Here is a 21,089-nt window from a genome sequence, read left to right on the forward strand (position 1 = left end):
GTTTTGTCGCGTCCGGCGAACAGTCGCGCATGCAAGAACGGGACGTCGGCGCGCTTTCCACGTTCAGGCGGTTCTTCGCGCTCCGCGGGGACGTGCTCGTCCTGTCGGTCGCGATGTTCGCCTTCAGCCTCGGCTTTCAGATGACGGGGCGGTACATGCCGCGGTACATGAGCCTGCTCGGCGCGGGTCCCGTGGCGATCGGCCTGTACGGGACGGTGGGGAACCTCATCAGCGCGGTCTACCCGTACCCCGGCGGCGCGGTGTCGGACCGCATCGGCTCGCGCGTCGCGCTCACGCTGTTCGGCCTCGCCTCGACCCTCGGGTTCGTCGTCTGGTTCTTCGCCGACGTCTTCGGAGTGGTGACGCTGCCGGGGCTCTCCGTCGGTCCCCCCCGGCTCGACCCGGTCGTCCTGCCGGTCGGAATCTTCCTCGGGCTGTTCCTCTCGCAGGCGTGGAAGTCGTTCGGCCTCGGAGCCACGTTCGCCGTCGTCAAGCAGAGCGTCCCCCCCCGACCGCCTCGCAACCGGGTTCGCCAGCACCGAGACGTTCCGCAGGACCGCGTTCCTGCTCGGCCCGCTGCTCGCGGCGTTCCTGCTCGCGTCGTTCCCGTTCGAGCGGGGCTTCGGCTACGTCCTGCTCGTCGCGGCGGGGTTCGGGCTCGCGGCGACCGTCGCCCAGCACGTCCTCTACGACTCCTCCGGGGACTCCCTCGGCAAGTCGTTCGCCGGCGTCGGCGCGATCGCGGACGACATCCGCGGGATGCCGGCCCCGCTGCGCCCGCTTCTCGTCGGCGACACGCTCGTCCGGTTCGCCAACGGGATGGTGTACGCCTTCTTCGTCATCGTCGTCGTCGACTTCCTCGCGGTCGGCGTGACCCTCCCCGTCGTCGGGCGGCTCAACCCCGACGCGTACTTCGGGGTCCTGCTCGCCATCGAGATGGCCGTCGCCCTGGTCGTGATGGCCCCGATGGCGAAATTCGCCCAGCGCGTCGGCCTGAAGCCCGTCGTCGCGGTCGGGTTCGCCGTCTACGCCGCGTTCCCCCTCTTGCTCGTCAACGCGCCCGCGAACGCCGCCGTCCTCGCGGTCCTCTTCGCCTTCTCAGGGCTCCGGTTCGCCGGCCTACCGGCGCACAAGGCGCTCATCGTCGGCCCCGCGGAGCGGAACGAGGGCGGCCGCGTCGTCGGCTCGTACTACCTGCTCCGGAACGCGATCGTCATCCCGAGCGCCGCCCTCGGCGGCGTGCTCTACGACGCGTCGCCGACGCTCGCGTTCGGTGTGGCGACCGCCGTCGGCCTCCTCGGCACCGGCTACTTCCTGGCCTTCGGCGAGGAGTTCGAGGCGTACGCCTGAGCGCCGCGGCTCGGCTCGCGAGCGCGAGCATCACCTCCGATCGCCAGCCGCGCCGACGCGGAACGATGGGGATTTGTCCGCCGAGTCCGTCCCCCCGAGCGTGACTGACGATGTCCCCGAGCGCCCGCCGGCCGACGGACTCCTCCGGGCGCTGGCCGTCCGCCGGAACGCCCGGATCGGCGCGGCGACCGGCCTCGCCCTCGCCGTCGCGGCGTACGTCTTCCGGGTGCTCGAACTGTTCGGCCCGTTCGCGGGTACGCGGGAGTACCCGTTCTTCGGACCGGAGGTGTGGTTCCTGCTGCTCGCGTTCGTCCTGGCGACCACGAGCGCGATGCTCGTGACGGCGCTCCTGACCGTCGCCTCGGCCTACCGGCTGGCGCGGGAGCTGTGAGTCGATCGGAGAGCGTCTCGGCGCGAGCTCCGCCCCGCGCCGCGCGACCGCCTCCTCACTCGTCGTACTCCTGCGGATCGCCCACGAGTTCGCTGAGCCGCTCGGCCGCGGCGCGGGTTCCCTTGGCGAGGAGGACGTCGCCCGCGTGAAGCTCCGTCCGCGCCCCCGGCGAGACCACCCACTCGCCGCCGCCGTCGCCCGTTCCCTCCGGCCGGCGGACCGCGATGACGCGCATGCCCGTCTCCGTCTTCACCATCCGGTCCGCGAGCGTCGCGTCCGCCAGCGAGCTCCCCGGGGCGACGGTGAGCCGGACGATGATCTCGTCGCTCTCCTCGACCGCGGCGGCGACGACGGGGTGGGTGTCCAGCCCGCGGAGGACGCCCTCGCTGATCTCGAGCGCCGCGTCGCTTATCACCTCGGTCGCGTGCCCGAGGTGCATCAGGCCCCGGAGCGAGATCGGGTCGTCGACGCGGCTCGCCGCGCGGAGCGTCCACGCCTCGAACCGGGATTCGAGGGCGTCCATCTCGGCCTCCAGTTCGCTCACCTCCTCGGCGACGCCCTCGCTGTTGAACAGCACCGCGCCGTAGGCGAGATCGACGGCGAGTTCGCTGATGTTCTTCATCAGCACGATGGAGTCGACGGCCCGCTCGAGGTCGTCGATCGTCGGCTCGGGGCCCACCGGCGGCTTGTACGGCACGCCCGTGGCGGTCTCGTACACCGTCGCCAGCCCGTCCTCCGTCCCGCGGAGGAGGACGACGTCGCTCGCTTCGAGCGTCGTCGCGTGGTCCGGGTTGGTGATCCAGTCGCCCGCGCGCCGGATGGCGATGACGCGGACGCCAGTCTCCGTCTCCATGTTGACGTCCTCGAGCGTCCGCCCGGCGTAGGGCGAGTTCGGATCGACCGTTCCACGGACGAGCGTCTCGACCGCCTCGGGGAGCGCGGCGCGCATCGCGTCGGGGAGGCCGATGTCCTCGAGGACGATCTTGGCGATGTCCCCGGCCGCGTCGCTGATCTTCTGCGCCGCGCCGACCACGCCGAGCACCGGGGCCAGCGCCTCGGCGTCGTCCGGCGTCCGCGCGGCCAGGAGGAGGCTCATCCGGCCGCGGAGCTGCAGCACGTCCATCCGCTCTTCGAGCGCCAGCACCTCCGTCGCGATGTCGTCGCTGCCGTGCAGCACCGCGGAGTACGAGAGATCGATGAGCAGCTCGGCGGTGTCCTTCATCTCCGCGAGCACCGCCTTGACGCTGACCGGCTCGTACTCGACGTCCCCGGGGTCCATGTCACGCAGTTTCGTCCCGGATGGCAAAAGCGCTTCCAACCCGACCTTTTGCGCTGCGGGCTGCCTTCGGCAGCCCTCGGCAAAAGCTCGACCAAAAGCGCTCCTCCCTCACTTCGGGACGGCGGAGCCGTCCCTCCGTTCAGTCGTCGGCCGAAAATCGCGAAGCGATTTTCGTACAATCGAGATTCCGCCACGAGGGAGGCCTGCAAGCGCCGGGAGAGATCACGGACTTCAGCTGGCTGCTGCTGTGTACGAGCTTTTGTACCGCGAGTGAACGACCGAAGGGAGTGAACGAGCGGACCGAGGAGCGACCGGAGGGAGCGACGAGGATTTTGGTCGACCTTTTGCCGAGGGCTGCCGAAGGCAGCCCGCAGCGCAAAAGGTCGAACGATAACGCTTTTTTGAGAGGGTCGGGAACGTTCCGCGTATGGCAGACGATCTTAAGCGGGGGCTGGAAGGTGTGCTGGTCACCGAGTCCGAACTCAGCCACATCGACGGCGACGAGGGCCGGCTCATCTACCGCGGATACGCCATAGAGGACCTCGCGCGCGGGGCGAGCTACGAGGAAGTCCTCTATCTCCTCTGGCACGGGGAACTGCCGACGCGCGAGGAGCTCGACGAATTCAAAGCGTCGATGGCGCCCGAACGCGAACTCGACAACCGCGTCCTCGACACCGTCCGGGAGCTCGCCGAGGCGGACGAGAACCCGATGGCCGCGCTCCGGACCGTCGTCTCCAACTTCTCGGCGTACGACGAGGACGCCGGCTTCGACGCCGACCGGGTCGCGGATCCCGAGGCGAACGCCCGGAAGGCCCGCCGGATCACCGCCAAGATCCCGACCGCGCTGGCGGCGTTCAACCGCGTCCGCAACGGCGAGGAGCCGGTCGCGCCCCGCGAGGACCTCGATCACGCCGCGAACTTCCTCTACATGCTCAACGACGGGGAGCCGGACGAGGTGCTCGCCGAGACGTTCGACATGGCGCTCGTCCTCCACGCCGACCACGGCCTGAACGCCTCGACCTTCTCCGCCATGGTCACCGCCTCCACCCTCTCGGACCTCCACAGCGCCGTCACCAGCGCGATCGGTACCCTCGCCGGATCGCTCCACGGCGGCGCGAACCAGAACGTCATGCGGATGCTCAAGGAGATCGACGAGAGCGACAAAGAGCCCGTCGAGTGGGTGCAGGCGGCGCTCTCGGAGGGCCGCCGCGTCCCCGGGTTCGGCCACCGCGTCTACAACGTCAAGGACCCGCGCGCGAAGATCCTCGGCGAGAAGTCCGAGGAGCTCGGCGAGGCCGCGGGCGACATGAAGTGGTACGACTACTCGGTCGCCATCGAGGAGTACATCGGCGAGGAGAAGGGGCTCGCCCCGAACGTCGACTTTTACTCCGCCTCGACGTACTACCAGATGGGCATCCCGGTCGACATCTACACGCCCATCTTCGCGCTCTCTCGCGTCGGCGGCTGGATCGCCCATGTGCTCGAACAGTACGAGGACAACCGCCTCATCCGCCCCCGGGCGCGCTACGTCGGCGACGAGGACCGCGAGTTCGTCCCGATCGACGAACGGTAACGCGCCGTCCAGTCTGCCCTTTTCCCGAGGAGCGACCGAAGGGAGCGACGAGGGGTTTGGTCGAGCTTTTGTCGAGCGAGCGACACGAGCGAAGCGCAAACGGTCGAGGACGACCGCCTCATCCGCCCCCGGGCGCGCTACGTCGGCGACGAGGACCGCGAGTTCGTCCCGATCGACGAACGGTACCGTCCGACCCGACCCGACCCCGGCTTTCGCGGTTTTCGGCGATCGACGCCTCCTCACTCCCTGCGACTCGGTCGCACGTTTACGTCGATCGGTGACGGACAACCTCTCATGAGACGAATCGCCCTCCGCGCACTCGCGGTCCTCGCCGCGGCCGTGTCGCTCGTCGCGCACGCCGGCCTCGTCTACGCGACTCCCGTGCCGGTCGCGCTCGACCCGCTCGTCCTCGGCGCGGCGCTCCTCCTGCTCGCCGTCTCCGCGCTCCGACGCGCGCTCCGCGTTCTCGCCGAGGCCGGACGCGCGCTCGACGCGCCGCCGCTCCACCCGACGCTCGGGCGCGTCGTCGGACTCAACGTGGTCGCGCTGGCCGCCTACCGGTTCCTCCCGGCCGCCGTCGTCAGGGGGAGCGTCTCGCTGGTCATCGGCGCGTCGGGGACGTACCTCGCGCTCGCGGCCGTCGAGGCGGCGACGCGCCGTCGATCATCCGCCTGAGGGCGGGCCGATCGATTCACGCGGGATCCGACTCTCACGGTTCCGTGCCGGTTCTCGGCGATCGAAACGCTTCGAAGCGCCGAGCGTATCTCCGTCGGCGTCCAAGAGTACCCGTCTATGTCCCTGTCCCCGCGGTTCGCCGAAACCCAGTTCCGGGCGCTCGTCGACGGCGCGGAGGAGTACGCCGTCCTCGCGCTCGACGCCGACGGCTCCGTCGCCGCGTGGAACGCGGGCGCGGAACGGCTCGTCGGTTACCGACAGGAAGAGATTCTCGGCCGCCGCCTCTCGACGTTCGAACCGCCCGACGACGAGCCGGCGGATTTCGAGGCTGATCTGGCCCGCGCGGCGACCGAGGGCGGCTTCGCCGGCGAGGCGTGGTGGCGCCGCAAGGACGGCTCGCGGTTCCGCGCGCGGATCGCCCTGCGCACCGTTCGCGAGGACGAATCGCTGCTGGGCTACACCGCGATCGTCCGAGACGTCACCGACCGGTGGGAGCTGGAGCGGTACCGGACGCTCGTCGACACGGTGGGCGACGGGATCTACCAACTGGACGCCGACGGCCGATTCGTCGCGGTGAACGACACGATCGTCGCGGTGACGGGGTACGACCGGGAGGCGCTGCTCGGCGCGTCCGCGTCGCTGCTGCTCGGTGCGACGGACGTCGAGCGGGTCCGGGCGCGGATCAGCGACCTGCTCGAAAGCGAGGGTACGACGTCGGAGCCGATCGAGCTCGACGTCCGGACCGCGGCCGGCGAGACGATCCCCTGCGAGCTCAGGTTGTGCCTCCTCCTGTCCGACGGCGAGTTCCGCGGCACGGTCGGCGTCGTCCGGGACGTTTCCCACCGCAGAGAGCGCGAGTGCGAACTCCGCCGCGAGCGCGAGCTCACCGAGCGGCTGCTGGAGACCGTCCCCGTCCCGCTGACCGTTCACGCGGCGGACGGCGAGGTGCTTCGGGCGAACCGGCGGGTCCTGGAACTGTTCGATCTCACCGAGGAGGAGCTGATCGACCGCCCGCCGGCCGAGCACTGGCCCGTCTTCGATCCGGCCGGCGAGCGGCTCTCGCCGGCCGACCTCCCGATCGGCCGGGTCCTCGACACCGGCGAACCGGTGCTCGAACAGGAAGTCGCGTTCGAATCCCCCGACGGGACGCGGCTGTGGTTCCTCATGAACGCCGCGCCCGTCTCCGACGACGACGGCGAAATCGAGCGCATCGTCGTCGCCGGGGAGACCATCACCCGACAAAAGGAGTACCAGCGAGAACTGGAACGCGGGAGAGAGCGGCTCAAGCGCGAGCTGAACGAGGTGCTCTCGCGCGTCACCGACGCGGTGTTCGCGCTGGACGCCGACGGCAGGTTCACGTACCTCAACGAACCCGCCGAGCGGGTGTTCGGTCGCCCCGAACGGGAGCTCCTCGGCGTCACCGTCGGGGAGGCGCTGTCCGACGCGCTGACCCCGTCGCTTCGACGGCAGTGCGAGCGCCTGACGGAGTCTGGCCGACCGATCTCCTTCGAGGAGTACTTCCCGCCCCTCGACGCCTGGTTCCGCGTCCACGTCTACCCCTCCGAGACGGGCGTCTCGGTCTACTTCCGCGACGTGACGGAGCGGAAACGACGCGAGCGGGAGCTCGAACGGTACGAGACCATCGTCGACGCCGTCAAGGACGGAATCTACGCGCTGGACGACGAATCCCGGTTCGTGCTCGTCAACGAGGCGTACGCGTCGATGACGGGCCGTCCGCGGGACGCGCTGCTCGGCGCGCCGGCGTCGGCGGTGATCGGCGAGGAGATGGCCGTCGAGACCGAGGCGCTCCAGGAGCGGCTCGCGGCCGGCCGGGAGTTCGTCACCCTGGAGACGGACCTTCCGACGGCGGACGGCGGGGCGGTCCCGGTCGAGGCCCGGTTGACGCTCCTGCCCCTCGACGGCGAACGGTTCGGACGGGCCGGGGTGGTGCGCGACATCACCGAACGGCGGTGGTTCGAGCGGACTCTCGCGGCGCTGCACGGGACGAGCCGCGACCTGCTCCGGGTCGACACCGAGCGCGAGGTCTGCGAGTGCACGGTCGAGACGGCGGTGGAACTGCTCGGCCTCCCGGGAGCGGTCGTCTTCCTCCTCGACGGCGACGGTTCCCTCCGCCCCGGCGCCTGCTCGGCCGACGCGGTCGACCTCCTCGGCGGGGAGCCGGTGCTCGATCCGGCGGACCGCTCGCTCGCCTGGCTGGCGTTCCGCGAGGGCCGGACCGTCACCGCCGCCGACCTCCGCGCCGCCGACGCCGCGTACCCTCCGGACGCCGCCGCTCGAAGCGGCGTCTGGGTCCCGCTCGGCGACCGCGGCGTCTTCGCCGTCGTCTCCGGGGACGCGGGCGCGCTCGACCGCCGTCGCCTGCAGCTCGCGCGCCTCCTCGCCGCGACGACCGAGGCCGCCCTCGATCGCGTCGCCCAGGAGGACAGTCGGCGTCGACGCGAGGCGCAGCTCGAAGCGCTCGCCGAGACCTCCGGCGCGCTCCTGGACGCGCAGACGCCGCAGGACGTCTGCGACCTCGCCGTCGAGACGGCCCGAACGGCGCTCCACCTGCCGACCACGATGGTCGCGCTGCACGACGAACCGAGCGGAACGCTCCGGGCGCGGGCCGGCTCACCCGGAGCCGACGCGGTGCTCGACGCGGACCGGCTCCTCGACGCCGACGAGGAGCTCGCCTGGCGCGCCTACGCCGAAAACCGCCTGCGAGTCGTCTCCGACCGCCGCCCGCGCGACGCCGAGGGAGACGAACCCTCGGCGTCCAGCGCCGCGATTCTGCCGCTCGGCAGACACGGCGTCTTCGTCGTCGGCGCGGCCGAATCGGTCGACGCCGAGAGCGACGCGGCGTTCTCGGACGTGCTGGGGGGCCACACCGAGCCGGCCTTCGCGCGGATTCTGACGGCGAACGTCGAGTCCGCGCTGGATCGAACGCGCCGCGAACAGCAGCTCGTGGAGCGCGAGACCCTGTTGCAACGGCAGAACCGCTCGCTGGAGCGGCTGAACCGCGTCAACACCGTCATCCGAAGGATCCACGGGTCGCTCGTCGACGCCTCCTCGCGTCGGGAGATCGAGCGGGCGGTCTGCACCCAGCTGACGACCGCGGGGCCGTACGTTCTCGCGTGGGTGGGCGCGTACGACCCGGTTTCGGGTACTGTCACGCCGAGCGAGTGGTCGGGCGTCGAAAACGGCTACCTCGACCGGCTCCAGCGGTCCGCGGAGCGCGCAGCCGAACGGGACCCGATCGGCTCGGCGATCGAGACAGGACGGCCGCAGGTCGTCGACGACATCCTCGACGATCCGCCGTTCGAGCCGTGGCGGCGCGAGGCGCTCCGCCGCGGCTACCGATCGATGGTGGCGCTTCCGCTGCGCTACCGCGACGCGCTGTACGGCGTGCTGTGCGTGTACGCCGACCGACCGAACGTCTTCGACGACCTCGAACGGGCGGTGCTCCGGGAGCTGAGCGAGACGATCGCCCACTCCCTCAACGCGCTGGAGAGCAGGCGGGCGCTGCTCAGCGAGGGCGTCGTCGAGGTCGAGTTCGCCGTCCGCGACCCGTCGGTGTCGTTCCTCCGGCTGACGGCGGAGCTGGACGCCGAGTTCGACCTCGTGAGCCTCGTCTCGGCTCGCGACGACGGGGTTCACGCGTTCTTCACGGTCTCGGGAGCGTCGCCGGAGGCGGTCCGGTCGTTCCTCGATCGGGCGCTCGACGTCTCCGACGTGCGGCGCGTCTCCGAGCGCGACGGCGAGTGCCTCTTCGAGTGTCTCGTCGACGAGTCGCACCTACTCGCCGTTCTCCTCGACCGCGGCGCCGTCGCCGAGGCGTTCGTCGCGGCGTCCGGCGCGGGCCGGATCACGGTCACGCTGGCGCAGGACGCAGACGTCCGGGCGCTCGTCGGCGCACTCAAGGCGAGGTACGCCGAGGTAGACCTGGTCGCCCGGCGCGAGCGACCCTCGACGCACCGCGCCCCGCGGGAGTTCGAAGCGCAGTTCGACGAGCTCCTCACCGAGCGCCAGCGGGAGGTGCTTCGGACCGCGTACTTCAGCGGATTCTTCGAATCGCCGCGCCCCGTCACCGGCGGCGAGCTCGCGGAGCGGTTCGACATCGCTCAGCCGACGTTCAACGCCCACCTCCGCGCGGCGCTGCGGAAACTCCTCGGACTGCTCTACGACGGCGACTGAGCCGCTCTCGGGTCTCATCTCATATCGTAGCCCCCCGCAACTCGACCGGCGCTTCTATGCTAGCTGCTGTCCTCATGCCGCCGGGCGGCATACAGCGAACCGAGGTCGGATGTCTTCGAATACCGCTACGGCGGAATGGGGCGTTTCGCCCGAATCCGCGAGCTTCGCGGTGGTGGAGGCGATCGCCGAGATGGAGGGCGTCGATCCGATCGACCTCGGCCCCGTCCTCTACGACGTCGTCGACGCCGACGCGCTGGATCAGCTGTTCAGCGATCCGTTCCGGGGCTCGTCGCCGATCGACGGCCGGCTCGAACTCGTCGTCGCCGGGTACGTCGTCACCGTTCGAAGCGACGGAACCGTCACGGTCCGCTCCCCGAACGATCCGAACGACCCGTGACCTCGGCGCGTCCGCTTTGACAGCCGTGAACTCGTCGACAGTCCCGAACGCGTTACGTCCGCTCGATCCGGGCGCGGGACGTCTCTCGACGTCCGGATATCCGGACGCTCCGAGACATCTAGACCGGAGGCACCAGAGGCACCACAGATGAAAGACACACAGAAAGAACGCGCACCGGCACAGAAAATCACCTACACGGAGTACGTCAGCGGCAACGAGGTCATCGGATTCGTCGTCGACGTCGACAACGATCGCGCGTGGATCCAGTCGACCGTCACGATGGCGATCGACCCCTGACAGTCGTCGCCTTCGCACTCCGCTCGCTTCTCCCTCGATACCTGCCGTCGGCGGGACCCGGTCGCTCCCGTCGACGGTTTCGTTCCCCTCCGCCGCGAGCGCGTCCGCCGAGCCGGAGTAGGGTCTCCCCCGGGGACTCGATCCGCACGCCCGGCGCGCCCGTCAAGCCGACCGCGCCGGGAACGTAATACGGCGGGCCGACGAACCCGATCGCATGGACGTGTTCGTCTACGGAACGCTCACGGATCCGAAGCGCGTCGCCGCCGTGCTCGACTCGTACGCCTTCGTCGGCGCGGCCGTCGTCGACGGCCTCCGACCCGTCGAGGGGCGGTATCCGACGCTCGCGCCCGGCGGGGAGGTCGCGGGGAGGATCCTGCGAACCGACGACGTCGAGGCGCTCGACGCGTACGAAGGTGCGGACCGCGGCCTCTACGTGCGCGTGGCGATACCGTGGCGCCCCGGGGCCGACGTGGACGAGAGCGCGACGGACGCCGTCGCCGCCTACGTCGGGGACCCGGAGCTCCTCGGCGTCGAAGACGAGGTCGCGTGGCCCGGAACGGGCCCGCTCGACGCGCGCGTCCGGCGGTACGTCGCGGACAACGACGTGAGAATCCGACCGATAGATTGATACGGATGACGAGCGGCCGACGCGCGTCTGACGCGCCGACCACCCCGACGCAGTCGTGCACTTTCACTTCCGCTCCGCGTGCCGGACGTTTATATACTCGGGGATCTATCGATGAGTTGCACGTCACACGCGTGCGTTCCCCCCTTTCCCCTCATCCTTTCCGGAGATAAACGATTAACAATCACCGCCGGGTACCTCACACATGCTTTCGCTTTCGGACGTTCTCGCGGCTCGCGACCGCGTCGACGAAGTGGCGCGCCGGACGCCGCTCGAGTACTCTCACACCTTCTCGGACATGTCGGGCGCCGACGTCCGCCTCAAACTGGAGAACTTCCAGCGGACGGGATCGTTCAAGATCCGCGGGGCCATGAACCGGATCGCGACCCTCTCGGAGACCGAGAAGGACGCGGGCGTCGTCACCGCCAGCGCCGGCAATCACGCCCAGGGCGTTGCGCTCGCCGCCACCCGCGCGGGCGTGGACTCGAAGATCGTGATGCCGGAGTACGCCCCGATATCGAAGATCAAGGCGACCCGGCGCTACGGCGGCGAGGTGATCCTCCACGGGGTCGACTACAACGAGGCGCAGGCGAAGGCTCACGAGATCGAGCGCGAGGAGGGGCGGACGTACGTCCACGCGTTCGACGACGAGCACGTCATGGCCGGCCAGGGAACGATCGGCCTGGAGATCCTCGACGGCTGCCCCGAAGTCGAGACGGTCGTCGTCCCCATCGGCGGCGGCGGCCTCATCGCCGGCGTCGCCACGGCGCTGAAGGAGACGCGCGAGGAGATCCGCGTGATCGGCGTCCAGGCCGAGGGGGCGTCGAGCGCCGCCGAGTCGCTGAACAAGGGGTCGGTCCACGAACTCGACAGCGTCGACACCATCGCCGACGGCATCGCCACGCGGTCCGTCGGCGAGGGCACCTTCGAGGTGATACGGGAGCGCGTCGACGAGGTCGTCACCGTCTCCGACGAGGAGATCGCGGTGGCGCTCGCCTTCCTGCTCGAACGGAGCAAGACGCTCGTCGAGGGCGCGGGCGCGGTTCCGCTCGCCGCGCTCCTGTTCGAGAAGTTCCCCTACGACCCGGACGAGACGATCGTCCCGGTGTTGAGCGGCGGCAACATCGACCTGAACACCCTCACGACCGTCATCATGCGCGGGCTGGTCGAAACCGGCCGCTACCTCAAGATCAGGACCGTCCTCAAGGACCGCCCGGGCGCGCTGGAGGATCTGATCGGGATCATCGCCGACGCCCGCGCGAACATCTACGCCATCCAGCACGACCGGACCTCCCGGGACATCGCGATGAACGCCGCCGAGGTCGTCCTCGACCTGGAGACGCGCGGCGAGGACCACGTCGAGGAGCTGCTCGACGCCCTGCGGTCGAACGGGTACGCGGTCGAGGTGCTGGTCTGAGCGGCCGGCGGCTCACTCGTACGTCGGGACGTGCCCGCCGTCGAACAGCAGGTCGCCGCCGTCGAGGTGCTTCGCGTGCTTCGAGAAGCCGAAGACGAACAGGTTCGCCACTTCGACGGGTTTCATCATCTCCTTCACGCGCGACCCGCCGAGCATCACGTCCTCGATGACCTCCTCCTCGGTGATCCCGCGCTCCCGAGCGGTGTCCGGTATCTGGTTCGTCACCAGCGGCGTGCTCACGTAGCTCGTGCTGACGGTGAACGCGCGGATCTTGCCCCCGCCCTCGGCGGCGATGGACTGCGTCAACCCCCGGAGGGCGAACTTCGAGGTGATGTAGGCGACCTTGTCCTGCGTGGCGACGTGGCCGTGGATCGAGCACATGTTGCCGACGCACCCGACGCCGTCGTCCGTCGCGCGGACGTGCGGCAGCGCCAGCTTCGTCAACAGCAGCGGCGCGCGAACCATCACGTCGTGCATCGTGTCGTACGTCTCCATCGGGAACTCCTCGATCGGGTCGATGTGCTGCATGCCGGCGATGTTGGCGACGTAGCGGAGCGACCCCTCGTCGGCGGCCGCTTCGACGATCGCCTCGACCTGGGCGTCGTCCGTCAGATCCGCCCCGACGGTCTCCACCGTCCCGGCCGCGTCGATATCCGCCGCGAGGTCCGCCGTCTCTTCGAGCCCGTCCTCGTCAACGTCCGTCGCCACGACGGTCAGCCCGTTCGCCGCGAGCGCCGCCGCCGTCGCCCGGCCGATGCCCGACGCCGCGCCCGTGACGATTGCGGCGCTCTCCGGCGCGAATCGCTCGTCGTCGATCACCAGTACCTCGTCCGCGGTCAGGTCGGTTCCGTCTGCGTCGGTCGACATGTCCGGACGGTACTCGGCGAAGCGGTATAAGCGGTGTCAACGTACCGACGGCGGAACGGCGGCCGCCGATTCGGCACGGTGCGCTCCCCGGCGCTCCGCTCTCGGGCTGTGTACCTTTATTGTACCGGCCTTCGATCGCCCGGTATGAAGCGGATCATCAGCACGGACGACGCGCCCGCCGCGGTCGGCGCGTACAGCCAGGCGACGACGAACGGCTCCATCCTCTTCACCGCCGGGCAGATCCCCCTCACGCCGGACGGCGACCTCCTCGACGGCGAGGACATCGCGACGCAGACCGAACAGGCGCTCGACAACGTGATGGCGATCCTCGAATCGGAGGGCGCGTCCGCCGCGGACGTGCTGAAGGTGACGGTGTTCCTCGGGGACATCGACGACTTCGACGAGATGAACGAGACCTACGCGACGTACTTCGACGACGAGCCGCCGGCGCGAAGCGCCGTGGAGGTGGCGAACCTGCCGAAGGGCGTCGGCGTCGAGATCGAGGCCGTCGCCGCGCTGGAGTAGTGCGTCGCAGAGTCAAATCGAGCCTCCTGTGGGGCGCGGTCGGCGCGCTGACCTTCCTCGTGCTCGCGCAGGGGTACGTCCTCGTCGACGGTCGGCTCCCCGTGGGCTTTCTCGCCCGCCTCGCCGTCGCCGCGCTGATCGGGGCCGTCGTCGCCGGGGCGACGTACGCGACCGAACACCGGCTGACGACGAAGGGAAGGACTTAAACGCCGGACCATGCTACAATCGTTGCGAGCCGGGATGGCTGAGTGGTAAAGCGCACGCCTGGAAAGCGTGTTCCCTCTGGGATCCTGGGTTCAAATCCCAGTCCCGGCGCTTCTCTCGGGACGGAACGACGCACAGTCCAGCCTCGGCGCCGGTCGCGGGCGCACTCTCCGCGTCTTCGACTCCTCGTTCTCGCGGCGGACCGCCCGCCCGCGACCGGGCGCCTTCCGCGGCGCGAGGGGCCGCCCCTCCGCGCTCGTTCACGACGCCCCGATTTTCTGTTGTCGTTTCATCAAAAACGTTCATGACGGATGCGGGCCAACCATTGGCTGACAATGCCTGACACGAAGAGCGGTCGAGAGAAGAAGGGGCTGAACAAGCAAGCGCAACTCGAAGCCCGCCTCGCTCGACGTGAAATCCGGGCACTGGACGGGGAGGAAGAGCCGCCGCGGTTCGACGAGATCGACGAGGAGCTGCTCACCGAACCGCCCGAACTCGACGACTGAGCGTTCTGACCCGCCGGTTCGGCGGACGTCATTTTTGCGGGAGGTTCGCGCGATGTGATCTACGCGCTCCGGAGCGGCCCGGACTCGAGGCGTCCGACGCGCCCGCAGGACGCCCCCGAGGTCAGCGTCCGGTCGTCGCTTCGGCGTCCGGCGCCCGTGCCAAGTATATAAATGACCGTCACGATCGAAGATTTCTCCGCCGTCAGATCCCGTCGAACGTTCGCACGAACGTCCCGATTGGCCGGTTCAGTCGGCCGTTTTTCTCGAACTATTTCGCCCCGTGACTCGACCCGGGCCGAATCCATTTCCGCATATTTTATATAGAAGCACAAACAATCGACCGATGGACTATGAGTCAGCGAATGCAGGGTCAGCCGATGATTATTCTCGGAGAGGATTCCCAGCGCGTCAAGGACCGCGACGCGCAGGAGTACAACATCGCCGCGGCCAGGGCGGTGGCGGAGGCCGTTCGTTCGACGCTCGGGCCGAAAGGGATGGACAAGATGCTCGTCGACTCGATGGGCGACGTCACCATCACGAACGACGGCGTCACCATCCTGAAGGAGATGGACATCGACAACCCGACGGCCGAGATGATCATCGAGGTCGCCGAGACGCAGGAGGACGAGGCGGGCGACGGCACGACCACGGCCGTCGCGATCGCCGGCGAGCTCCTGAAGAACGCCGAGGACCTGCTGGAGCAGGACATCCACCCGACGGCGGTCATCAAGGGCTTCCACCTCGCGAGCGAGAAGGCGCGCGAGGAGATCGACAACGTCGCCGAGCGGGTCGACCCCGAGGACGAGGCGCTCCTGAAGAAGGTCGCCGAGACCTCGATGACGGGCAAGGGCGCCGAGCTCAACAAGGAACTGCTCGCCGACCTCGTCGTCGGCGCCGTCCAGCAGGTCACCGTCGAGGCCGACGACGGCTCCTACGTCGTCGACCTGGAGAACGTCAACATCGAGACCCAGACAGGCCGGTCGGCCGGCGAGTCCGAACTCCTCGTGGGCGCGGTCATCGACAAGGACCCGGTCCACGACGACATGCCCGTCGAGTTCGACGACGCCGAGGTGCTGCTCCTGAACGAATCGATCGAGGTAGAGGAGGCCAACGCCGACACGCAGGTCAACATCGAGAGCCCCGACCAGCTCCAGAAGTTCCTCGACCAGGAGGAAGAGCAGCTGAAGAAGAAGGTCCAGCAGATCAAAGACGCCGGGGCCGACGTGGTCTTCTGCCAGAAGGGCATCGACGACCTCGCCCAGCACTACCTCGCCAAGGAGGGCATCCTCGCCGTCCGCCGCGTGAAGAAGTCGGACATGAAGTTCCTGAAGAACGTCCTCGGGGGCTCCATCGTCACTGACCTCGACAGCGTCGAGGACGGCGACCTCGGCCACGGCTCGGTCCGCCGCGACGAGGAGGACGAGCTGTTCTACGTCGAGGGCGACGACGCCCACGGCGTCACGCTGCTGCTGCGCGGCTCGACCGACCACGTGGTCGACGAGCTCGAACGCGGCATCGAGGACGCGCTCGACGTGGTCGCGACGACCGTCTCCGACGGCCGCGTCCTCGCCGGCGGCGGCGCGATCGAGGTCGAACTCGCCTCCAGGCTCCGCGACTACGCCGACTCGGTCTCCGGCCGCGAGCAGCTCGCGGTCGAATCGTTCGCCGACGCGCTCGAACTCGTCCCGCGCGTGCTCGCCGAGAACGCCGGCCTCGACAGCATCGACACGCTCGTCGACCTGCGCGCGGCCCACGAGGACGGCGAGGTCCGCGCCGGCCTGAACGTCTTCAGCGGCGACGTGGAGGACACCTTCGACGCCGGCATCGTCGAGCCGGCCCACGCGAAGGAACAGGCGATCGCCTCCGCCACCGAGGCCGCCAACCTCGTGCTCAAGATCGACGACATCATCGCCGCCGGCGACCTCTCCACCGAGGGCGACGACGAGGAGATGGGCGGCGCCGGCGGCATGGGTGGCATGGGCGGTATGGGCGGCATGGGCGGCGCGATGTAAAACGACCTTTTGCTCTACGGGCCGCCTCCGGCGGCCCTCGGCAAAAGCTCGATCGAAAACGCTCGTCGCTCACTTCGCTACGCTCCGTTCGCTCCTCGGCTCGGGCCTGACGGCCCTCGCGGTGAGCGAACTGATCCCACATCCGTTTCGCCGCCGGACGACTGCGTTTCGACTCGTTTTTCCGCCCGTCACCCCCGACGAGCCGCCGTAATCGCCACTGGACGGGACCGACGGTCGCTCGTTCGACTGACGGCCGGTTCCTGTGTGCGGGAACCGCCGCACTCCCGTCGAATTCGATCGTCGACGACCATACTAGTGACAGCCGGGTGACCTGAACGCCGGAGGCCGATCAGCGCGCGCCACCGACCGCAGATCCGACTTGCGTCCACGTTGACTGATCACGTATCAGATTGCGATTAATTGATTGGTCTGTTATAATTTCAATAATTCCTTAAGAAAGTATTTTATTGTGGAGTTTCATTTCTCCTATTGTATAGCTCAATCAACATTCGTAAGAAACAGATACATACATAAATGGGACGTAAGAAGCGAGTAACGAGCGTTCTACTCACGGTGTGCGTTATCCTCAGCGTCATCGTGATGGCACAGCCCTCCGCCGCCGTTCTGACGACGGTCGACGGGCCCGATCAGGTACAGCAGTCGGAGACCGTCGAGCTGACCTCGACGGTGGAGATCAGAGAGGACGAGCGGATCCCGATAGACCGGTTCGCCCTCACGTTCGCCCCCGAGGACGGTGACGAGGGCGACCAGGTGACGGTCTACTTCGCGCCTAACGGGACGGTCCTCGACGTCGAGGGCGACAGCGACGGAATCGACGTGGAGAGCATGCAGGACTCGCTGGAGATCGACCCGGTCAGCACCGAGGGGTTCGCCACCGACTCGGGCACTGACGAGCGCACCGGGGAGACCTACGAGTTCGGCTACGGCGAGCACGTCGACGGCGCTCCGTCATTCGAGTACGCGATCTCCTTCGACGCGTCCGCGTTCGACGAAGGCGTGTACACGACGCAGCTGGGCATCGACACCGGCGACCGGACGCTCTTCACCTCCGAGGAGAAGTCGTTCGAAGTGACCGCCGCCGAGGAGCAGCCGGAGGAACCCGAAGAACCTGAAGAGCCCGAGGAGCCGGAAGAACCCGAGGAGCCGTGCCCGCCGGAGGAGCCGGAAGAGCCTGAGGAGCCGGAAGAGCCTGAGGAGCCGGAAGAGCCTGAGGAGCCGGAAGAGCCTGAGGAGCCCGAGGAACCCGAGCAGCCCGACGACCGCGAGCAGATCATCTCGATCATCGACCAGCTCATCGAGCTGCTGGAGCAGCTCCGCGAGCTCCTGGCCGGTGACGAGCTCGTCTCGCTGATCGACCAGCTCCTCGAACTGCTGGAGCAGCTCCGCGACGCCCTGGCCGGTGACGGCGAGATGCCGGAGATGCCGGACGACCCGGAGGAGCCGGAGATGCCGGAAGACCCGGAGATGCCGGAGGACCCTGAGGACCGCGACGAGCTCGCCTCCTTCATCGAGCGGCTCATCGAGCTGCTGGAGGACCTCCGCGACTTCCTCTCGAGCGACGCGTTCATCTCGCTGATCGACCAGGCCATCGAGGTGCTGGAGCAGATCCTGGACGCGCTGGAGCAGAACAGCTAAACTGACGGCCGGACCCGACGCGGCGTCGTTCGGGCGGGCGGCAAACGAGCCGCCGTCCCGTAGTTGTCGGCCGGTTTCATTTTCTCGGAGCCGAGCGCGATGGTGACCTCGACAGCGTCGACAACGTCGACGGGCCGGTCGGCTTCCGCGTCGCCCGCGGGGACGATAATCCGCGTGTGTCGACCTGAACGCCCCGAGCGGGGACTACGACCGCGCCGTTTCGTCGGGGCACTCGGCGCGTCCGGCCGTCACGGCGACCGTCGGCTCGGGGGTGCCTCGCTGTTCGACGACGACGCCGAACTGAACGCAGTCGTACTCGACGTCGGTCGTCGAGAAGCCGTGTTCCGGGTTCCGGTCCCGTCCTTCGAGCCACGCGGTCGCGAGGTACCGGCCGGGGCCTCGCGGGAGTCCGTCGAAGACGTGCTCCGAGCCGTCACGGGGGTCTCCGGGCGGCATCTCGGCGGTTCGTTCGTACACGACCTCGTCCGCATCGTCGATTCGGAGGTGGACCGTTCGCGCCTCTTCGGTGTCGTTCTTGGCGACGATGGGACCGACGATCCGGGCGGCGTTCCGCGATTCTGACGACTGTAATGACAGTGCCGAACAGCCAGCGACTGCTACTAGCGCGGGAGGGATCGACGCGACGAGGGCGCGTCTCGAAATTCGGGGCGCGACTACGTCCGACTTTCTCGTCCTTGTCATCAGATTTGCGATCGGATGACGATTACTGCACCAACTCGGACGAAACCATAGCATAATCCGTTTCGGGGCAGTCGCGTTCAGCAGTAACTAAATACGATCCCGCAAATTTTGCGCACATGAAGACGCTGCTGCTGAACAGCGCCGACGTGCACGAGAACGCTCCGATGCCGGAGCTCATCCGCGCGATCGAGGACGCCTTCGCCGCCTACGAGCGCGGCGACGCGCAGATGCCGCCCAAGTCGTACATCGACCTGCCGCAGTACAACGGCGACTTCCGGTCGATGCCGGCGTACCTGGACGCGGGCGACTGGGACGCCGCGGGGATCAAGTGGGTGAACGTCCACCCGGACAACCGCGAGGCGTACGACCTCCCGACCGTCATGGGGACGATGATCTACTCCGACCCCAAGAACGCCTTCCCGCTCGCCGTCCTCGACGGCACCGAACTGACGATGCAGCGGACGGGCGCGGCGGCCGCGGTCGCCACCGACCACCTCGCCGTCGAGGACGCCACGAGCATGGGCATCATCGGCGCGGGCGTCCAGTCGTACACGCAGCTGGAGGCGATCTCTGCGGTGCGCCCCATCGAGGAGGTCGTGGTCTCCGACCTCGACGCGGAGCGCGTCGCCGCGTTCTGCGAGCGCTTCGAGGACCGCTTCGACGTTCGCGGCGGCTCCATCGAGGAGGCCGCCTCCCGCGACGTGCTCTCGACCGTGACGCCCGTCGAGGACCCCATCGTCCCCCGCGAGGCCGTCGGCGACCGCACCCACGTCAACGCGATGGGGGCCGACGCCGAGGGCAAGCACGAACTCGCCGACGAGGTGCTCCTCGACGCGAAGCTCATCATCGACGACTACGAGCAGACGACCCACTCCGGCGAGATCAACGTCCCCTACCGCGAGGGGACGCTGACGGACGAGGACATCTACGGTGCCATCGGCGAGATCGTCGTCGGCGAGAAGGAGGGACGCACCGCCGACGACGGCGTCACGGTCTTCGACTCGACCGGGCTGGCGATCCAGGACGTCGCGGCCGCGCACGTCGTCTACGAGCACGCGAACGAGAACGACAACGGCTACCCCTTCGACCTGATCGGCCTCGACGACTGAGGACGGTCCGCTTTTCGGTCGGTTCGCGCCCGCGCTACCAGTTCGAGCGAACGTCGGGATAATTGCCCACGCACGCTATCTCCGGAGAACTGGTGTCTTCCTAACCACCCACGGATTTGGATATATTTCCTCTCGGCACCAAAGATTTACGATAATGGGCTGGGTAGGTAGTAGTGATGCCGCCTGATTCACCCGAACGATGGCCCGATGATATGGACAGCGAGGACCGTGTCCGGGCTGTCGCCGAGATGCTTACGCATCCCCGCAGTGCCTCGTGGGTTGCCGACCAAGCCAACGTCAACTACAAGACGGCACGCAAATACCTCGCTAAACTCGCTGACGATAAGCGGCTACTCACGACCGACCGTGGGCAAAAGACGCTCTACTACCCCAACCCGCGAGAACAGTTCTTCGGTGAAATCGGCGACCTCGTTGACGAACATACAAAGGACGAACTCACGGCTGAATTGAACGCGATTAGCTCTCGGATCGAAGCGTGGCAGGATGAATACGACGTCGAAGATGCCGACGAACTCCGAACGACGCTCGACGAGTCACTACGTATCGAAGAACGCCGGGAACGCGAGCGGGTAATCGACACGTGGGAGTACAATCTGGAGATGCGGACACTCATCCGCCACGCAATTCGACTGTACGATGACCTCCACCAGTTCACGGCTACCCACTCACTTGCGACATCTGAGGCCACGACGAACGGATAGCGATGCCGGGCGAAGAGCCAGAACTCGCCTTCGATGGCGGGAGTCCACGGACACGGAAGCAAATTCTCTACCAACTCAATGATCGGTTGAAAATGGAGCCGGGAGTGGTGTATACACGGTTCGATCCCAGCCGCATCACGCCCGACACGGTTATTGCGTCGATCAACCCGACGGAGTTCGTTGGGGAGGCGTATCCCGCACCGATCGGTACGCTTGAAGTGTGGTGGTCGCCACGAGCGGTCGGAACGGATCACTTCACAATTCAGTGGTACGAGGAACCGGATAGCGAGGCTGCTATTGACGCTGCGGATGTGAACGACCCGACACTCCCCGAAGCCTACACGCTCAGTTGTGGCTGGCATCAGGATGAGCATTTCAACGATCTCGGCGAGGCACACTTTCAGGAGGAATACCCGGATGGGAGCACGGAGCGCTATGGCGTGACGTTCGGTGATGCGACACCGCGGTGGATTCTGAGCGACTGTCTCCGAAACCTTCCGAACCGACTTACCGTATTTCGTGAGTCCCTCGACGCATCTCCGCAATCCAACTGATTCTCCGAAAGCGCACCTTATTTTCCGATTCAGG

At 68.0% G+C, this 21,089-nt stretch carries 19 protein-coding genes, 1 tRNA gene and 1 pseudogene; 18 read left to right on the forward strand and 3 right to left on the reverse strand.

Translation table 11 applies throughout. From position 1 onward, the window contains the following. The first annotated feature begins 29 nt into the window (after window positions 1-29). Both CNO20_RS23235 and CNO20_RS06450 read left to right on the forward strand, forming a co-directional pair. Window positions 30-1,350, forward strand: a pseudogene (locus tag CNO20_RS23235) (MFS transporter). A gap of 100 nt (window positions 1,351-1,450) precedes the next feature. Further along, on the forward strand, window positions 1,451-1,741 hold the full coding sequence (locus CNO20_RS06450; protein WP_101295744.1) for a DUF7536 family protein: 291 nt from the start codon (window positions 1,451-1,453) through the stop codon (window positions 1,739-1,741). A gap of 55 nt (window positions 1,742-1,796) precedes the next feature. Here the strand turns inward: CNO20_RS06450 and CNO20_RS06455 are convergent, their stop codons facing one another. Next, window positions 1,797-3,020, reverse strand: coding sequence for a potassium channel family protein (locus CNO20_RS06455; RefSeq protein ID WP_101295315.1), 1,224 nt, complete (start codon window positions 3,018-3,020; stop codon window positions 1,797-1,799). Window positions 3,021-3,447: 427 nt separating this feature from the next. Between CNO20_RS06455 and citZ the strand changes: the two genes are divergently transcribed. The 7 genes from citZ to ilvA all read left to right on the forward strand — a co-directional run bounded on the left by citZ (window position 3,448) and on the right by ilvA (window position 12,198). Beyond that, window positions 3,448-4,593, forward strand: a complete 1,146-nt coding sequence (gene citZ, locus CNO20_RS06460) for a citrate synthase (protein ID WP_101295316.1) — start codon at window positions 3,448-3,450, stop codon at window positions 4,591-4,593. A 294-nt stretch (window positions 4,594-4,887) separates the two neighbouring features. Continuing rightward, window positions 4,888-5,268: a hypothetical protein gene (locus tag CNO20_RS06465; protein WP_101295317.1), complete on the forward strand. Its 381-nt coding sequence runs from the start codon at window positions 4,888-4,890 to the stop codon at window positions 5,266-5,268. A gap of 117 nt (window positions 5,269-5,385) precedes the next feature. After that, complete coding sequence (locus CNO20_RS06470; protein ID WP_101295318.1) at window positions 5,386-9,462, forward strand: PAS domain S-box protein; 4,077 nt, start codon at window positions 5,386-5,388, stop codon at window positions 9,460-9,462. Window positions 9,463-9,571: 109 nt separating this feature from the next. Next, window positions 9,572-9,859 carry a HalOD1 output domain-containing protein gene (locus CNO20_RS06475; protein ID WP_101295319.1) on the forward strand — a complete coding sequence of 96 codons (288 nt, stop codon included), beginning with the start codon at window positions 9,572-9,574 and terminating at the stop codon, window positions 9,857-9,859. 147 nt (window positions 9,860-10,006) lie between these two features. Next, entirely contained in the window at window positions 10,007-10,156 is a 150-nt protein-coding gene (locus CNO20_RS23240; protein ID WP_199174751.1) for a hypothetical protein, read from the forward strand. 214 nt (window positions 10,157-10,370) lie between these two features. Beyond that, window positions 10,371-10,784: a gamma-glutamylcyclotransferase family protein gene (locus tag CNO20_RS06480; protein ID WP_101295320.1), complete on the forward strand. Its 414-nt coding sequence runs from the start codon at window positions 10,371-10,373 to the stop codon at window positions 10,782-10,784. A gap of 202 nt (window positions 10,785-10,986) precedes the next feature. Then, complete coding sequence (gene ilvA, locus CNO20_RS06485) at window positions 10,987-12,198, forward strand: threonine ammonia-lyase (protein WP_101295321.1); 1,212 nt, start codon at window positions 10,987-10,989, stop codon at window positions 12,196-12,198. A 12-nt stretch (window positions 12,199-12,210) separates the two neighbouring features. Here the strand turns inward: ilvA and CNO20_RS06490 are convergent, their stop codons facing one another. Then, window positions 12,211-13,065: an SDR family oxidoreductase gene (locus tag CNO20_RS06490; protein ID WP_101295322.1), complete on the reverse strand. Its 855-nt coding sequence runs from the start codon at window positions 13,063-13,065 to the stop codon at window positions 12,211-12,213. 144 nt (window positions 13,066-13,209) lie between these two features. Here CNO20_RS06490 and CNO20_RS06495 point away from each other — a divergent pair, with 144 nt between their 5' ends. The 6 genes from CNO20_RS06495 to CNO20_RS23660 all read left to right on the forward strand — a co-directional run bounded on the left by CNO20_RS06495 (window position 13,210) and on the right by CNO20_RS23660 (window position 17,968). Beyond that, window positions 13,210-13,590 (forward strand): Rid family detoxifying hydrolase, encoded by a 381-nt coding sequence (locus tag CNO20_RS06495; protein ID WP_101295323.1) that lies wholly within the window; start codon window positions 13,210-13,212, stop codon window positions 13,588-13,590. After that, a complete protein-coding gene (locus CNO20_RS06500) occupies window positions 13,590-13,796 on the forward strand; it encodes a DUF7981 family protein (RefSeq protein ID WP_101295324.1) in 207 nt (68 codons plus the stop codon). The genes CNO20_RS06495 and CNO20_RS06500 overlap by 1 nt, the downstream gene beginning before the upstream one ends. 28 nt (window positions 13,797-13,824) lie before the next feature. Continuing rightward, window positions 13,825-13,905: transfer RNA gene (locus tag CNO20_RS06505), tRNA-Ser, on the forward strand. A gap of 224 nt (window positions 13,906-14,129) precedes the next feature. Continuing rightward, window positions 14,130-14,300, forward strand: coding sequence for a hypothetical protein (locus tag CNO20_RS06510; RefSeq protein WP_199174752.1), 171 nt, complete (start codon window positions 14,130-14,132; stop codon window positions 14,298-14,300). Window positions 14,301-14,677: 377 nt separating this feature from the next. Beyond that, window positions 14,678-16,312, forward strand: coding sequence for a thermosome subunit beta (gene thsB / locus CNO20_RS06515; RefSeq protein WP_101295326.1), 1,635 nt, complete (start codon window positions 14,678-14,680; stop codon window positions 16,310-16,312). A 600-nt stretch (window positions 16,313-16,912) separates the two neighbouring features. Beyond that, the gene (locus CNO20_RS23660; protein ID WP_233203948.1) at window positions 16,913-17,968 is read left to right on the forward strand and encodes a hypothetical protein; all 1,056 of its coding nucleotides are present in this window, start codon (window positions 16,913-16,915) and stop codon (window positions 17,966-17,968) included. Window positions 17,969-18,172: 204 nt separating this feature from the next. Here the strand turns inward: CNO20_RS23660 and CNO20_RS06525 are convergent, their stop codons facing one another. Continuing rightward, window positions 18,173-18,670: a hypothetical protein gene (locus CNO20_RS06525; RefSeq protein WP_101295327.1), complete on the reverse strand. Its 498-nt coding sequence runs from the start codon at window positions 18,668-18,670 to the stop codon at window positions 18,173-18,175. 116 nt (window positions 18,671-18,786) lie between these two features. On the opposite strand from CNO20_RS06525, the gene CNO20_RS06530 reads away from it, so the two are divergent. The 3 genes from CNO20_RS06530 to CNO20_RS06540 all read left to right on the forward strand — a co-directional run bounded on the left by CNO20_RS06530 (window position 18,787) and on the right by CNO20_RS06540 (window position 21,055). Further along, complete coding sequence (locus CNO20_RS06530) at window positions 18,787-19,779, forward strand: ornithine cyclodeaminase family protein (protein WP_101295328.1); 993 nt, start codon at window positions 18,787-18,789, stop codon at window positions 19,777-19,779. Window positions 19,780-19,955: 176 nt separating this feature from the next. Beyond that, the gene (locus tag CNO20_RS06535; RefSeq protein ID WP_143423156.1) at window positions 19,956-20,501 is read left to right on the forward strand and encodes a winged helix-turn-helix domain-containing protein; all 546 of its coding nucleotides are present in this window, start codon (window positions 19,956-19,958) and stop codon (window positions 20,499-20,501) included. Window positions 20,502-20,503: 2 nt separating this feature from the next. Then, window positions 20,504-21,055 carry a hypothetical protein gene (locus CNO20_RS06540; protein ID WP_101295330.1) on the forward strand — a complete coding sequence of 184 codons (552 nt, stop codon included), beginning with the start codon at window positions 20,504-20,506 and terminating at the stop codon, window positions 21,053-21,055. The last annotated feature ends 34 nt before the right edge of the window (window positions 21,056-21,089 follow it).

Origin of the sequence: Halegenticoccus soli, assembly GCF_002844195.1 — an archaeon.
GTDB lineage: Archaea > Halobacteriota > Halobacteria > Halobacteriales > Haloferacaceae > Halegenticoccus > Halegenticoccus soli.